Origin of the sequence: Enterococcus sp. LX10 (assembly GCF_023539285.1) — a bacterium.
In the GTDB taxonomy this organism is placed as follows: Bacteria; Bacillota; Bacilli; order Lactobacillales; family Enterococcaceae; genus Enterococcus; species Enterococcus faecalis.
Genome location: NZ_CP092784.1, coordinates 257,646 through 272,058 on the forward strand (window position 1 = coordinate 257,646; position 14,413 = coordinate 272,058).

Below are 14,413 nucleotides of genomic sequence, written 5' to 3' on the forward strand. Positions count from 1 at the left end.
ATAATTTGTTCATTTTTCGGCAAGTAGGAGTTTATAAGGCTTTGCTATTCTAGATATATCAAAAAGAAAAAGGGGATTACCAACCATGAAAAAGAAAAAAGTTTTTAGTGCGCTTACCTTATTAACCTTTAGTACGTTGTTGATTGCAGGCTGTGCTGGCGGAGCCAACTCTGCAACAGATAAATCAAGTGCAGCTAGCTCAAGCACTGCAGTCTCTAGTTCAGCAGAAGCAGCTAAAGAGCAATCAAAAGGACAAGAATTAACAGAAATTTTATCCAGTACTGATTGGCAAGGCACAAAAGTTTACGACAAAAACAATAATGATTTAACAGCAGAAAATGCTAATTTTATTGGTTTAGCAAAATATGATGGTGAAACAGGTTTTTATGAATTTTTCGACAAAGAAACAGGTGAAACCCGTGGCGATGAAGGCACATTCTTCGTGACAGACGATGGCGAAAAGCGTATCTTAATTTCGGATACACAAAACTATCAAGCAGTGGTTGATTTAACGGAAGTGACGAAAGATAAATTTACCTATAAGCGAATGGGGAAAGATAAAGATGGGAAAGATGTAGAAGTCTTTGTAGAACATGTCCCTTATTCTGACAAAAAGTTAACTTTTACGAACGGTCGTAAAGATTTAGAAACAGAAACTGGCAAGATTGTTACCAATGAACCTGGCGATGACATTTTAGGGGCCACATTATGGAATGGCACGAAAGTTTTAGATGAAGACGGTAACGATGTTACTGAAGCAAATAAAATGTTTATTAGTTTAGCAAAATTTGATAATAAAACAAGTAAATATGAATTCTTTGATTTAGAAACGGGTAAAACTCGTGGAGATTTTGGTTACTTCCAAGTAATTGATAATAACAAAATCCGTGCCCATGTTTCAATTGGTGACAATAAATATGGAGCTGCATTAGAATTAACAGAATTAAATGATAAACGTTTTACGTATACACGAATGGGTAAAGACAATAACGGCAAAGAAATTAAAGTTTTTGTGGAACATGAACCGTATGAAGGCGACTTTACGCCAAACTTCACGTTCTAATTAGTCAATTACGAGTAGATGAAGTGGCCAAAAGAAAGTAAAGGATTCTTTTGACCACTTTATTTTTAACAAAAAAATAGTTTATAGTTGTTTTTAATCGTTTATAAATTGTTCATTTTTCTGACAGTGGTAGTTTAGAATCGTTTGTTAAGATAGGTTTATCAAAGAAAAGGAGCGATGCTTTATGAAAAAGAAAGTATTAAGTTCGATTACTTTAGTAACATTAAGTACGTTACTGATAGCAGGTTATGCAAGTCCAGCATTTGCAGATCATGCAGCCAATCCAAACAGTGCTACAGCAAATTTAGGTAAACATCAAAACAATGGCCAAACAAAAGGCGACAAGGCGACTAAGATTTTATCTGGTACGGACTGGCAAGGAACCCGAGTTTATGATGCTGCAGGTAATGATTTAACGGCAGAAAATGCTAATTTTATTGGGTTAGCAAAATATGATGGTGAAACCGGTTTTTACGAGTTTTTCGACAAAAATACTGGGGAAACCCGTGGTGACGAAGGAACTTTTTTTGTGACAGGTGATGGCACAAAACGAATTTTAATTTCGCGGACACAAAATTATCAAGCCGTAGTGGATTTAACCGAAGTGAGTAAAGATAAATTTACTTACAAACGTTTAGGAAAAGATAAACTGGGGAATGATGTTGAAGTTTACGTGGAACACATCCCTTATCATGGGAAAAAATTAGCTTTTACAAATGGACGTGAAGCATTAACCAATCAAACTGGCAAAATTGTGACAAATAAATCAGGGGATAAAATTTTAGGAACAACATTGTGGAATGGCACAAAAGTCGTAGATAAAAATGGGAATGATGTGACAGCGGCCAATCAAAATTTCATTAGTTTAGCGAAATTTGATCCAAACACAAGTAAATATGAATTTTTCAATTTACAAACGGGTGAAACCCGCGGCGACTTTGGGTACTTCCAAGTGGTGGACAATAACAAGATTCGGGCCCATGTATCTATTGGTACGAATCGTTACGGTGCGGCGCTAGAATTAACGGAACTAAACAATGATCGATTTACGTATACTCGAATGGGCAAAGATAACGCTGGTAATGATATTCAAGTATTCGTGGAACATGAACCTTACCAAGGAACTTTTAATCCAACATTTACCTTTTAAAAACTAGACATGAGAATAGGAACCAAAAGCAGGACTTCCTGCTTTTGGTTTCTCTCTTTTTAAAATAGAAAAACAGAGAAAGCGTTTTAATCGACAAATAAAAAAAGATTCGTTAGATTAGAACCACTGGAGAAAAATCTCATATTTCTCTCGAGGAAAGGAAGTTGAGCACAATGAACAAAAAAATTTTAATGGGGCTATTAAGTGTCGTGACCATTCCATTACTTGCTGCGTGTCAAGGAGGAGAAACACCTTCCGCAGCGTCAAAAAATAGTCAAACGGTGACTACTCAAAGTAGTGCAAAAACTGAAAGCACCAGTACAACCCGTTCGGTAGCTCAAACAACATCAAAAGAGGAAGTGAAAGAACCGATGAAGACCTATGAAGTGGGTGCGCTTTTAGAAGCAGCCAATCAACGAGATACGAAGAAGGTCAAGGAAATTTTACAAGATACTACTTATCAAGTGGATGAAGTCGACACAGAAGGCAACACACCGCTCAATATCGCTGTTCACAATAATGACATTGAGATTGCAAAAGCGTTGATTGATCGGGGTGCCGATATTAATCTGCAAAATAGCATTAGTGATAGTCCCTATCTTTATGCGGGAGCGCAAGGACGTACGGAGATTTTAGCGTATATGTTAAAAAATGCGACACCAGATTTAACTAAGCATAACCGTTACGGTGGCAATGCGTTAATTCCGGCAGCTGAAAAAGGACATATTGACAATGTGAAGCTCTTGTTAGAAGATGGACGAGAAGACATAGATTTCCAAAATGACTTTGGCTATACAGCGTTGATTGAGGCAGTGGGGTTACGTGAAGGGAACCAACTTTACCAAGATATTGTAAAATTGTTAATGGAAAATGGTGCGGATCAATCCATTAAAGACAATTCTGGTCGAACAGCAATGGACTATGCCAATCAAAAAGGTTATACGGAAATTAGTAAAATTTTAGCACAGTACAACTAAGTATTGTGTCCTTTCGGGAAGGAATAAATACAGGTAGGAGTGAAGGAAAGCATGAATTATTGGTTAAAAAATGTTCGAATTGAAACAGGGTATCAAAAAGAAGGTGACTGGTTATCTGGGACAGTAACCAAAGAAGTGGCAATTGAAGTAACAGATGGAGTATTTACAAAAATCATCCCCAATGAAGAATTGGTAGAAGAACCTGGGTTGACAATTATTGATGGTCACCATCAATTGATTTTACCAGGTTTGATTGAAAAACATTGTCACTTTGATAAAAGTAAACTAGGTGTTCCGTGGTATCCGGTGACGCCAGCGAAGTCAATTGTGGAACGTGTCGAAGCAGAAATCCCTTATTTAGATAGTTTAGAACTTTCTTTAACAGAACGCGCAAATCATTTAATTGACTTAGAATTACCACATGGCGCGACAGCCTTCAGAACACATGTCGACGTGGAACCGATGACAGACTTACGTTATTTTGATGAAGTCCAAGCGTTGGCCCAAACGAAACCATTTGCGGTAGAAATTGTCGTCTTTCCACAGCACGGCTTACTGCGTTCAGATTCCGTTGAATTAGTTGATCAAGCATTGGCAAAAGGTGCCGATTTTATTGGTGGCGTGGATCCTTATTCACTAGATGGTGATTACAAAAAATCATTGGCTGAAACATTCCGCTTAGCAGATAAACATGGTGTCGGTGTGGATATTCATTTACATGACCGTCACGAAGCTGGGACAACAACGATTAAAGAAATTATCCGTTTAACGAAAGAATATGGCCTACAAGACAAAGTATTTATCAGCCATGCCTTCGGGTTAAATGATTTCATTGGTGAAGAACGTGACGAAGTTTATGACGCTTTAGCAGCAGAAAAAATTCATATTAATTCCAGCGTGCCAATCACACCTAACACGATTCCGCCAATTATGGAATTGTTACGTCATGGAGTCAATGTCCATCTTGGTTGTGACAATATCTACGATTGCTGGTCTCCTTATGGTGATGGCTCATTACAAGAAAAATTGGCTCGTTTAGGTGAACTTTTTAATGTGAAAGATCAAGATGCTTTAACACAATTATTAGGCTTAGTGACAGATGGTATCACGACTTTAGATGAACAAGGGCAAGCAAATTGGCCGCAAGTTGGTGCTGAAGCAACTTACTTACTCACTGAAGCAGAATGTGCGGCGGCTTTTGTCGCTCGTCAGACACCGGTGGAAATCAGTGTGGTAAAAGGAACCACACTTTATCAAAAATAACAAAAAGAAGCGAGATTTCTCGCTTCTTTTTTTGTTATGCTTATCGTTCCTTCAACCAGCTATCCAATTGCTCAAATAAAACGATGACCGAAGGATCTTTGGTTTGTTTTAAAAAATCATGTTCTAAATAGTAAACCGCTTTAAAGGTACTCTCAGGAATGGTCCGTCCGATTTTTTTGCTATAGCGGAACGGCACTTCTTCGTCTGAGCTACTAGCTGTACTGAAACAAGGTGGAAACGTTTTTAATGTTTCGTCTGACAGTGCGTAAGCAGACCAGTCCTCATTTTCTGGTAATCCGTAAAAGTGCGGCAATAGCCCTTGCTGAATACTGTAATGATACAGCAGATAGCGAGAAAGAAAAGGATCATCCCAAACAAGCTTTGTTTGGTCAATGGTAGCTATTTCTTTAGCGGAAATGGCTTGCTTTAATAATTTTCGTGGCTCTTTAATAAATTCTAAATCTGTATAGCCGTAAAAATTGACTAAAAATTGTGGCGTCAAATTTAGTGTTTGTAATTGTTTGGTTAACTGTAACATTAAATAACCGCCAGCGGAACGTCCGCACAAACCAAATGGCTGATTTTGAATAATCTCTTCGTTTAGCAATTGGAAGGTTTCTGTTAGCGTCCCTAAGATGTGATCGATTTTTGTATTTGGAGCCAACAAATAGTCCAGCGCTAAAACGGTATAGCCATTGCTTGTAAACAGCTCCTTCAGTTCTTCTGGTAAATCACTTTTGGTTCCATAAATCATCCCGCCACCATGTAAATAGACGACATAGTTCGTTGATTCAGTCGTAGTGGGGTAGATAGTAACTGTTGCGCCATTAGCGAGTGTTTGATTGTTTTTCAAGTGCACGTCTCCTCATCTTTATAATGTATGTGGCAATTTCATAATTTAACAATTGCAAGGGATTGGCTAATTCAATATCAAGAAGTTGTTCCACTTTGTTTAAACGATAACGAATCGTTTTTGAATGAAGGAACATCGCTTCAGAGGTCTGTTTATAGTTGCGATTATTTTGGAAAAAACTGTACAAGGTTTCAAACAAATCGTAGTTATTTTCGGCTAATTGATAAAGTGCGCGAGGAATTAATTCGTCTAAATTTTCCAATTGGTCTTCGCGGATAAAATTTTTAAATACCCCGATATCGGCTAAGGTGACAATTGGTCCGTTATAAAAAGTTTCATTAAAGCGCAGAATGTCCAGACATTCAATCAGTAGCTCTTTAATCCCTTCTCGTGATTTTAAACTGCTGACGGCAACGGTAAGCGTGTCGTTTTCTTCTAAAAGTTCAGCTAATAAACGACTTAATTGCAGCTTTGTAATTTTTCCATCACTTTCATTGAAGTTAAAAAGGACCGCCGAATAATTTAGCTGATCGAAGAAGATGGATTTCACACGCAGGGTACGAAGTAAGGCAATAATTCGTTCTTTCATGAGTTGTGTATTGGTGTCTTTGGTAGAAAAAGCAATCGCTTGGTAAGAATCTAGCTCTTGCATTTGCACTTCACGAAGCAAACTGTTTAGCTCGTCAGGATTTTGCGGTGTATTTTGTAAAATAGCATCCGCTAAGTTGTTCAAACGAGTATACCGTTCTTTTTTTAACAAATTTTCGGTATTGAATTTTTCTTGTAAGACATCAATCGCATTTTCGATAATCACTAAATCCGTTTCTTTAACCTTTTCATCTTGTAAATAAACCAGAAGTAAACAATTAGTGGAATAACTATTGAAAATAGAAACTTCTAGTGCCAACTGTTTTTTGGGGTTGGCATGAGAATAAAGTGTTAAAAGAGAGTAATCATTTTTAGTGAATTCACTGTTTTTTAGTTTTTCTCTTGAGAGCACAATCGCATCATGGGGTAAGTCACCATCGCTAATTTCCAGATGTTTATCCAACATTTTTAAAGCGAAGGGTAATTTAATGATGTCATAAAATTCTTGCATAATCGTCTCAACCGTTGGGTAGTGGCGCTCTAATTTGGTGAAACGTTGGCGCACATCGTAATACGTACGTAAGACATGCGACTGATAATTCAACAAAGGCTCGTAAATCGTAAATAGAATTTTTTCATAGCTAATGTCTTGTGTGATTTTAATTAAAGGAATTTCATAATTGAAACATAATTCGATAAACCACTCTGGAATCATTTTAATGAATCGATCTGTTTTCAAAATTAAGCCGCTGATGCCAATTCGGCGCATCTTTACGAAAAAATTTTCCAACTCTTTTTCGGGTAGATCATGCAATGCGTAGAAAGAAGTCAAAATTAACTGATTCTTTCTACTCCAGTTCTCGATATCAATCGCTTCTAAGACCATTGCCGAATCAACTTCATTGTCTAAACCAATCTCTTTCGTCAAAATTTTACCTTTTTTTAAGTCACCTATCGATAATAACTCTCTTAATTTCATCGTTTTCTCCTTTTTTCCTCTTATGGATAAAAATTATACCATTTTTTTAGAATTATGTCCGATGAAAACACTTTCTCGTTTCGATACAATAGCATTGTAAGGAATAGATAGGAGGATGAACAATGTTACACACAGTAATTTTGAAAAACAATTACCAAGACTCCATCAACTTAATGTTATTGACCAATAAAATCAATGCATTAGATGGTGTAACCATGAGTCAAATCATGATGGGAACAGATGCCAACAAAGACATCCTTAACAACACGAACTTGTTAACGGATGAGGCCAATAGTGCATCTGCAAACGACATGATGATTGTGGTTGACAGTGAAAAAGAAAACATCATGGAAGAAGTTATGCCAGCGATTGATGAATTCTTAGATGATTTATCAGCAAAGGGAACTAGTGAAGAAGCACAAGCAGCAACTTCTTGGTCAGAAGCGTTTGATCTTTTACCAGAGGCGAATGTAGCGCTATTCAGTATTCCTGGTGAATATGGTGCGCCAGAAATGGAACGTGCCTTAAAAAATGATTTACACGTGTTCTCTTTCACGGATAACGTGTCAATTGAAGATGAAGTACGTTTGAAAAAATTAGCGCATGAAAAAGGCTTACTAATGATGGGCCCTGACTGTGGAACTGGTATTATCTCAAGTATTCCAATCGCCTTTACAAATGTTGTTTCTCCAGGAAACATTGGCGTTGTTGGTGCTTCAGGAACAGGGATTCAAGAAGTTACAACGATTATTGACCGCTTAGGTGGCGGAGTTGTTCACGCCATTGGTACTGGTGGTCGTGACTTAAGCGACAAAGTAGGCGCTATCACTGTGAAAGATGCTATTGTGGCCTTAGAAAATCACGAACCAACCGATGTGATTACAGTCATCTCTAAACCACCTGCAAAAGAAGTTCGTGATGAAGTGGTTGAATTATTACAAAGTATTTCAAAACCAGTCGTTGCGATTTTCTTAGGAGAAAAACCAACAAGTCACGAAGGCAAAGTTTATCTAGCTCATACATTAGAAGAAACAGCTAAAATTGCTGTTGATTTAGCAAATGATGTGGCCGTGAAGAAAAATTACTTTGAAGCATTAGCAAAACCAGCTGTACCAACATTACCAGAAGATAAAGTTGTAAAAGGCTTATATTCAGGTGGTACATTAGCTTCTGAAGCAGGTATGTTAATTTCTGAAGCTTTAGACCTTGGCGGTTTAGTGAAAGCAGAAGGTTATGTCTTGAAATCTCACGGTTATGAAGTCATTGACTTAGGCGATGATATGTATACACAAGGTCGTCCCCACCCAATGATTGACCCAGATGTTCGTATCGAAAAAATTCGTGAATACGCACAAGATGAAAAAACGGGGATTATCTTATTCGATGTGGTGTTAGGCTACGGTGCTCATGAAGACATGGTTGGTGCATTGTTACCGGCAATTGAAGAAGCGCGTGCCACAGCCAAAGAAGCCGGACGTGATCTTTACTTTGTTGCAACTGTTTGTGGGACGACGAAAGATCCGCAAAATTACCAATCGTCGGTTGATCGTTTGAAAGAAGGCGGCGTTTTAGTTGCAGAAAGCAATGCTAAAGCTGTTCAATTAGCCTTATTACTAAAAGGAATCGAAATTTCAGAAGATGATAAAGAAGTGGTTGCTTACAACGGACCAACTGTCGATGTACCAAAACCAGGCGAAAAAGTAATGGAACTATTAACAACCAAACCAAGAATCATTAACGTTGGGTTGCAAAGCTTTACAGAATCAATCGTTGATTACGGTGGCGAAACTGTTCAATTTAACTGGCGTCCGCGTGCCAACGGCAATAAAAAAATGATTAAAATTTTGGATGCTTTGGAAGATTACAGTGAACAAATCGAAGCTGAAAATCACAAAGTAACAGACAAAATTAAAAATGCACAACCATTCTTAGTAGATGTGGTACCTGCAAAATCAGTGATTCCAGAATTAAATGATGACGCACAAAAAACATTACTTCATGCTGGACCACCAATCCAATGGTCTGAAATGACTGGACCAATGAAAGGTGCTTGTATCGGTGCAGCATTATTCGAACGTTGGGCAGACAACGAAGAAGATGCTTTGAAGATTTTTGAAGCTGGCGAAGTACGTTTCATTCCTTGTCACCATGTAAAAGCAGTTGGACCAATGGGCGGTATTACTTCTGGTAATATGCCAGTCTTTGTTGTAGAAAATCGCTTAGAAGGTAACGAAGCATACTGTATCTTGAATGAAGGTATCGGTAAAGTATTGCGTTTTGGTGCTTATTCACAAGAAGTGGTTGATCGTTTAGATTGGATTAAAGATGTTTTAGGACCAACTATTGCGAAAGCTTTGAAACTTTCTGAAGAAGGCTTGAACTTAAACGTATTGATTGCGCGCTCTATTACAATGGGTGACGAGTTCCACCAAAGAAATATTGCCGCATCTTTGAACTTCTTAAAAGAATTGTCTCCATTAATTATCAAAACAGATATTCCAGAAGATCAAAAATACGAAGTAATCAAATTCTTAGCTGACACAGATCAATTCTTCTTAAATGTCATGATGGCAACTGGAAAAGCAATTGTTGATGGTGCCCGTAAAGATACCAACGGAACGATTGTCACAACGATGACTCGTAACGGCGTGAACTTTGGGGTCCGGATTGCAGAAACAGGCGATCAATGGCATACCGCACCAGTAAATACACCAAAAGGTCTTTACTTCACTGGTTTCAGCGAAGAAGACGGAAATCCTGATGTCGGGGATAGTGCAATTACTGAAACAGTAGGCGTTGGAGCAATGGCTATGGTAGCTGCACCTGGCGTAACACGGTTTGTTGGTGCAGGTGGCTTTGAAGATGCGTTAGCAACCTCAAATGAAATGGCAAAAATCTGTGAAGGACACAACCCAACATTTTCAATTCCAACTTGGGATTTCCAAGGAACTTGTTTAGGAATTGATATCCGTAAAGTGGTGGAATTAGGAATTACACCAATCATCAATACAGGGATTGCACACAAAAATGCCGGTGTTGGTCAAATTGGTGCAGGGACAGTTAGAGCACCTCTAGGCTGTTTTGAAAAAGCCCTAGAAGCGTATGCTGAGAAACTAGGCATTACGGTTGAATAACCAACTAGTCATTAGTGACTACATTTTTCCTATCCACCAATATGGCAAGATGGGAACCATTCACAGTGTTTTTGAACGTTCATTTAATCTGAAAGTCCAGGATCAATTAATCAATGTTGCGAACTTCCATAATTATTTATCAAGCTTTGGTATGTTTTTGCCAGATCAATTGTTTCAAGAAATCTTTCCGTATGTACAACAAGGTAATAAAGTCAAAATCACAGAAAATCAGTTGACCTTTTACAGTACAGTCGGCGTGAAAACGGTCCAACTCACACCTGCTGAGGTCGTTTCTTTAAACATTACTCATTTCAAGTTAGAAAAAGACCAATTACGCTTGTTGCGAGACCGCTTATTAGCGAGAAACTTAGAACGTAGAATTGGCCTGCCTTTAGACGAACGAGCAAAGCATATTTTCAAAAAAATGAGCCAAAAACAAAAAGTTTGGACACTATCGGAATGGCAAGAAGTAACGAATTATCTGATTGGTCGGGGCAAAGGGTTAACCCCGAGTGGTGATGACATTTTAGTAGCGTATCAAACAATTCTGTTCATACTTGCTGATGAAAGAGCTGCGGCGTTAGCCGCTACTCTTTCGGCAGCAAATTTATCCACAACAGATGTTAGTAAAGGCTATATTGCAAGCTCGGCTAAAGGATATGTAAATTCATTGTTGTATCAGTTACTCTTGGATTTGGAGAACCATCGGGATAATAGAGTTGACGAAAATATTGACAGAATTATACAAATCGGACATTCCTCTGGTAAAGATATGTCATTTGGAATGTTACTAGCTTTACAATCTGTAGAGTTAGATGAGAAGTGAGGAGAAGACATGGAGAATAGTAAAAAAAATCAAGCAGTGCAAGTGAGCAATAGTTACTGGATTAAAGTCGTAGCCATTTTCTTCGTAGGCTGGATTTTAATGTACGCAACACGAACTATTTTTAATCCAGTGATGGGGGTCATTGGAGAACAATTTGGTCTAAGTAACACACAACTTGGTTTAGCCAATAGTATCTTCTTTCTAACCTATGCTGTTGCACAGATTCCTTTTGGGATGATTGGCGATAAAATTGGGCGGAAATTAGTCATTGCTGTTGGGTTTATCGTTCTTGCTATTTCTACTTATTTTAGTGGATTAGCGACAACCTTTGTTATGTTTTTAGTCATTCGTGCAATTGCTGGTATTGGTCAAGGCGCTTACTATGGCCCGCAATATGCGCTATCGACAGAAGCGATTCCAGCAAGTAAACGGACCATCGGTAATGCCATCATCAATAGTGGGATGGCCTTCGGTACATCAGGTGGGTACTTACTTTCAAGTAAGTTGGTTTTAGAAAATGGTGAACATTGGAGCAAACCATTCTTTATCATGGCGATTCCAACGTTTATCGTAGGAATTCTTTTCTATACAATTTTGAAAGAAAAAGTGATTCGTCCTGGTGAAGAAGCTGCACAAGCAGCTGCTGAAGAAGGACCACAAGAAAAGATCTCATTAAAAGAAATTTTCTCAAATCGTAATTTATTAGCCGCATTTATTTTATGTTTCACAAGTATTTATGCAAACTTTGTCATTATTACTTGGTTGCCACAATTTTTAATTGCTGAACGTGGCTTTACAGGAGCGAGCGTTGGTTTCATTTCATCACTTGTACCATGGGCCTCTATTCCAGGCGCCTTAATCTTCGCTCGTTTGAATGATAAAACAGGTGCGACGAAAAAATTAGTCTTTACATTAGTACCTTTAGCAATCCTATCTGTCTTTGCGATTGCTTTTGTAACAAATCGGACATTGTTAATTTCTGTTTTAATTCTTTATGGGTTAACAGGGAAATTAGCGTTAGATCCAATTATGGTGACTTTTGTTACTAAACATGCACCAAAAGCGGCCTTAGGAACAACGTTAAGTGCCTATAATTTTATCGGGATGTCAGGGTCAATCCTAGCACCGTATGTCACAGGATATTTAGCAGATACAGCAGGCTCAATGCAAGTTGGCTTCTATCTTTCTTGTGTACTATTAGTTATTGGTTTACTAGCTTTTGCTTTCTTAGCTAAAGATGAAAGTAAACCGAAATTAGGTTAATTATCCCTTCGATAATGACTGAAACAATCAAAATGAGCAAGACAAAATCTTTCATTTCGTAAACAAATTATTTCTTATCCGTCGATACTGAAAAGATTTTGTCTTTGCTTTACTAAAAAGGAGCGAATCAATCAATGAGTTTAAACGTAATTGCCCTAGGTGGGAATGCTATTTTAGATACGGATCCAACAGATGAAGGCCAAAAAGCCGTCGTTAATCACGCGGCCAAATATATTGCAGAATTTGTTGCCAAAGGGGAACAAGTCATTGTCTGTCACGGAAACGGACCACAAGTAGGGAATTTGCTTTTACAACAAAAAGCAGGAGAAAGTGAAAAAAATCCAGCGTTGAAATTGGATACTTGTGTTGCGATGACACAAGGAAGCATCGGTTACTGGTTACAAAATGCTTTAACTAATGAGTTTGAAAAACGTAACATTACTAAACCAGTTATCTCTGTAGTTACACAAGTGCGTGTGGACAAAGAAGATCCTTCGTTTAAAAAACCATCAAAACCAATTGGTCCATTCTATACAAAAGAAGAAGCTGACGCGGAAGCAGCCAAAGATGGCTCTACGTATGTGGAAGATGCTGGCCGTGGCTACCGAAAAGTTGTTCCATCACCAATGCCTAAAGAAATTGTTGAAAAAGAGGCGGTTCGTGCTTTAGTAGAGGCGGACGTTTTAACTATCTGTTCTGGTGGCGGGGGCATTCCTGTCGTAGCAGAAGACGGACAATACGTAGGTGTGGAAGCGGTTAACGACAAAGATTTCTCTGCACGTGTTTTAGCTGAAAACGTTGATGCAGACCGTTTGATTATTTTGACAGGCGTTGATAACATCTACATTAATTACAATCAACCAGATCAAAAAGCATTAGAACAAATCAGTGTAGCCGAAGCAGAAGAATACATTAAAGAAGGTCACTTTGCTGCTGGTAGTATGCTACCAAAAATCGAAGCTGCCTTAGACTTCGTAAAAGGTGATGACAAACGGAAAGCAATCATTACTTCTATCGAAAACTTAGAAAACATCGATAAAGAAGCAGGAACTGTGATCAGTCAAAAGGGGTAGTTTACCATGAAAAAACCGTCCATGATCACCCAAATTGCAATTGCTGTTGTCGTAGGAATCCTCGTAGGACTCTTGATTCCTGCTAGCGGCAATTACTTGAAAATAGTTGGAGATGTCTTTTTGCGACTGATGCAAATGGCTATTCCTATCTTGATCTTAGGGCAAATTGTCCAAGCAGTTGGCAGTATTAATCCAAAAGAACTAACGAGCCTTGGGGGTAGAACAATCGCTGTTTTCGGGATTTCCTCCTTAGCTGCCGCTTTATGGGGCGTCCTAATGGCAGTCATTTTTAATCCAGGATACGGTGTTAAAATGACTGGCTTCCAAGATGCTTCTATTAAAGCGCAAGAAATCTCAATCACTGATACGATTTTAAATTTCGTTCCGAAAAATATTTTTGATTCACTGACTCAAGGATCGATTATTCAAATTATTGTCTTTGCATTATTTTTTGGTTTAGCACTGAATAAATACTTACAAAGCCATCCAGAGACACAACTCTTCCAAATAATTGTGGACTTTAATGAAGTTATCATTACAGTCATTCGATACGTCATGTATCTAGCACCTCTGGGGATTTTTGCTTTAATTGCTTCAACAATTAGTCACTTAGGCCTTCAAATTATTTTACCGTTAGTGAAGTATCTATTGGTCTATGGATTAGGAACTATTTTATTTTTGGGCATCTGGATTTTGGTTATCACATTGTACTGTAAAGTAAGTCCACTACGTTTAATTACAAACATGAAAAATATGTCTGTGATGGCCTTGGCGACAACTTCTTCAGCAATTACTTTACCAGTAGCTTTGGAAGAAACAGAAACAAAATTAGGTTTAAGTAAGCGAATTACTAACTTAGTGTTGCCGTTAGGTATGTCGTTAAACAGTAACGGTTCAGCGATGCATATGGCTTTTACTGTAATGACTATCGCTCAGATGTATCAGCTAGAGTTTGATATTACGAAAATGATTTACTTAGCAATTACAGCAACGTTTGTCTCACTAGCAAACGCAGTTGTTCCCGGTGCGGGCTTAGTCTCACTGGCAGTGATTGTTCCGCAAATGGGTTTACCCATTGAAAGTATTGCAATTTTTGCAGGCGTCGAATGGTTTGTTGGCATGTTGCGAACAATTTTAAATGTCAATTCAGATGTTTACTCTGCTATTCTAGTTGCAAAATCAGTGGATGAAATTGACTATACTGTCTTTAACAGTAGCAATAAGTAGTGAAAAAAGGGGAGGAA

General features: G+C 38.1%; 11 protein-coding genes. 9 read left to right on the forward strand and 2 right to left on the reverse strand.

Going from position 1 to position 14,413, the window contains the following annotated elements:
* Positions 1-85: 85 nt before the first annotated feature.
* The 4 genes from MKZ30_RS01345 (at position 86) to MKZ30_RS01360 (ending at position 4,453) form a co-directional block, all read left to right on the forward strand.
* Positions 86-1,063 (forward strand): DUF4822 domain-containing protein, encoded by a 978-nt coding sequence (locus tag MKZ30_RS01345; protein ID WP_002383654.1) that lies wholly within the window; start codon positions 86-88, stop codon positions 1,061-1,063.
* Between the two features lie 184 nt (positions 1,064-1,247).
* On the forward strand, positions 1,248-2,213 hold the full coding sequence (locus MKZ30_RS01350; protein WP_033601262.1) for a DUF4822 domain-containing protein: 966 nt from the start codon (positions 1,248-1,250) through the stop codon (positions 2,211-2,213).
* 173 nt (positions 2,214-2,386) lie between these two features.
* Positions 2,387-3,190: an ankyrin repeat domain-containing protein gene (locus tag MKZ30_RS01355; protein WP_002383656.1), complete on the forward strand. Its 804-nt coding sequence runs from the start codon at positions 2,387-2,389 to the stop codon at positions 3,188-3,190.
* Positions 3,191-3,241: 51 nt separating this feature from the next.
* Positions 3,242-4,453 (forward strand): amidohydrolase family protein, encoded by a 1,212-nt coding sequence (locus MKZ30_RS01360; RefSeq protein ID WP_002413500.1) that lies wholly within the window; start codon positions 3,242-3,244, stop codon positions 4,451-4,453.
* Positions 4,454-4,493: 40 nt separating this feature from the next.
* Here the strand turns inward: MKZ30_RS01360 and MKZ30_RS01365 are convergent, their stop codons facing one another.
* The gene (locus MKZ30_RS01365) at positions 4,494-5,306 is read right to left on the reverse strand and encodes an alpha/beta hydrolase (protein ID WP_033601263.1); all 813 of its coding nucleotides are present in this window, start codon (positions 5,304-5,306) and stop codon (positions 4,494-4,496) included.
* Positions 5,281-6,873 (reverse strand): PucR family transcriptional regulator, encoded by a 1,593-nt coding sequence (locus MKZ30_RS01370; protein ID WP_033601264.1) that lies wholly within the window; start codon positions 6,871-6,873, stop codon positions 5,281-5,283. Before MKZ30_RS01370 ends, MKZ30_RS01365 begins: the two co-directional genes overlap by 26 nt.
* A 122-nt stretch (positions 6,874-6,995) precedes the next feature.
* On the opposite strand from MKZ30_RS01370, the gene MKZ30_RS01375 reads away from it, so the two are divergent.
* The 5 genes from MKZ30_RS01375 (at position 6,996) to MKZ30_RS01395 (ending at position 14,396) form a co-directional block, all read left to right on the forward strand.
* Entirely contained in the window at positions 6,996-10,007 is a 3,012-nt protein-coding gene (locus MKZ30_RS01375) for a bifunctional FdrA/YlbE family protein (protein ID WP_002355249.1), read from the forward strand.
* The gene (locus tag MKZ30_RS01380) at positions 10,000-10,833 is read left to right on the forward strand and encodes an oxamate carbamoyltransferase subunit AllH family protein (RefSeq protein ID WP_033601265.1); all 834 of its coding nucleotides are present in this window, start codon (positions 10,000-10,002) and stop codon (positions 10,831-10,833) included. The genes MKZ30_RS01375 and MKZ30_RS01380 overlap by 8 nt, the downstream gene beginning before the upstream one ends.
* A gap of 9 nt (positions 10,834-10,842) precedes the next feature.
* Entirely contained in the window at positions 10,843-12,096 is a 1,254-nt protein-coding gene (locus MKZ30_RS01385) for an MFS transporter (RefSeq protein ID WP_033601267.1), read from the forward strand.
* 134 nt (positions 12,097-12,230) lie between these two features.
* Entirely contained in the window at positions 12,231-13,169 is a 939-nt protein-coding gene (arcC, locus tag MKZ30_RS01390; RefSeq protein WP_033601268.1) for a carbamate kinase, read from the forward strand.
* Between the two features lie 6 nt (positions 13,170-13,175).
* Positions 13,176-14,396, forward strand: a complete 1,221-nt coding sequence (locus MKZ30_RS01395; protein ID WP_002361159.1) for a dicarboxylate/amino acid:cation symporter — start codon at positions 13,176-13,178, stop codon at positions 14,394-14,396.
* Positions 14,397-14,413: the final 17 nt, after the last annotated feature.

What these genes read in the sequence shown, in the direction of transcription:
- MKZ30_RS01345 (WP_002383654.1), top strand. Translation starts at nt 86, where the DNA reads ATGAAAAAGAAAAAAGTTTTTAGTGCGCTTACCTTATTAACCTTTAGT.
- MKZ30_RS01350 (WP_033601262.1), top strand. Translation starts at nt 1,248, where the DNA reads ATGAAAAAGAAAGTATTAAGTTCGATTACTTTAGTAACATTAAGTACG.
- MKZ30_RS01355 (WP_002383656.1), top strand. Translation starts at nt 2,387, where the DNA reads ATGAACAAAAAAATTTTAATGGGGCTATTAAGTGTCGTGACCATTCCA.
- MKZ30_RS01360 (WP_002413500.1), top strand. Translation starts at nt 3,242, where the DNA reads ATGAATTATTGGTTAAAAAATGTTCGAATTGAAACAGGGTATCAAAAA.
- MKZ30_RS01370 (WP_033601264.1), bottom strand. Translation starts at nt 6,873, where the DNA reads ATGAAATTAAGAGAGTTATTATCGATAGGTGACTTAAAAAAAGGTAAA.
- MKZ30_RS01375 (WP_002355249.1), top strand. Translation starts at nt 6,996, where the DNA reads ATGTTACACACAGTAATTTTGAAAAACAATTACCAAGACTCCATCAAC.
- MKZ30_RS01385 (WP_033601267.1), top strand. Translation starts at nt 10,843, where the DNA reads ATGGAGAATAGTAAAAAAAATCAAGCAGTGCAAGTGAGCAATAGTTAC.
- arcC (WP_033601268.1), top strand. Translation starts at nt 12,231, where the DNA reads ATGAGTTTAAACGTAATTGCCCTAGGTGGGAATGCTATTTTAGATACG.
- MKZ30_RS01395 (WP_002361159.1), top strand. Translation starts at nt 13,176, where the DNA reads ATGAAAAAACCGTCCATGATCACCCAAATTGCAATTGCTGTTGTCGTA.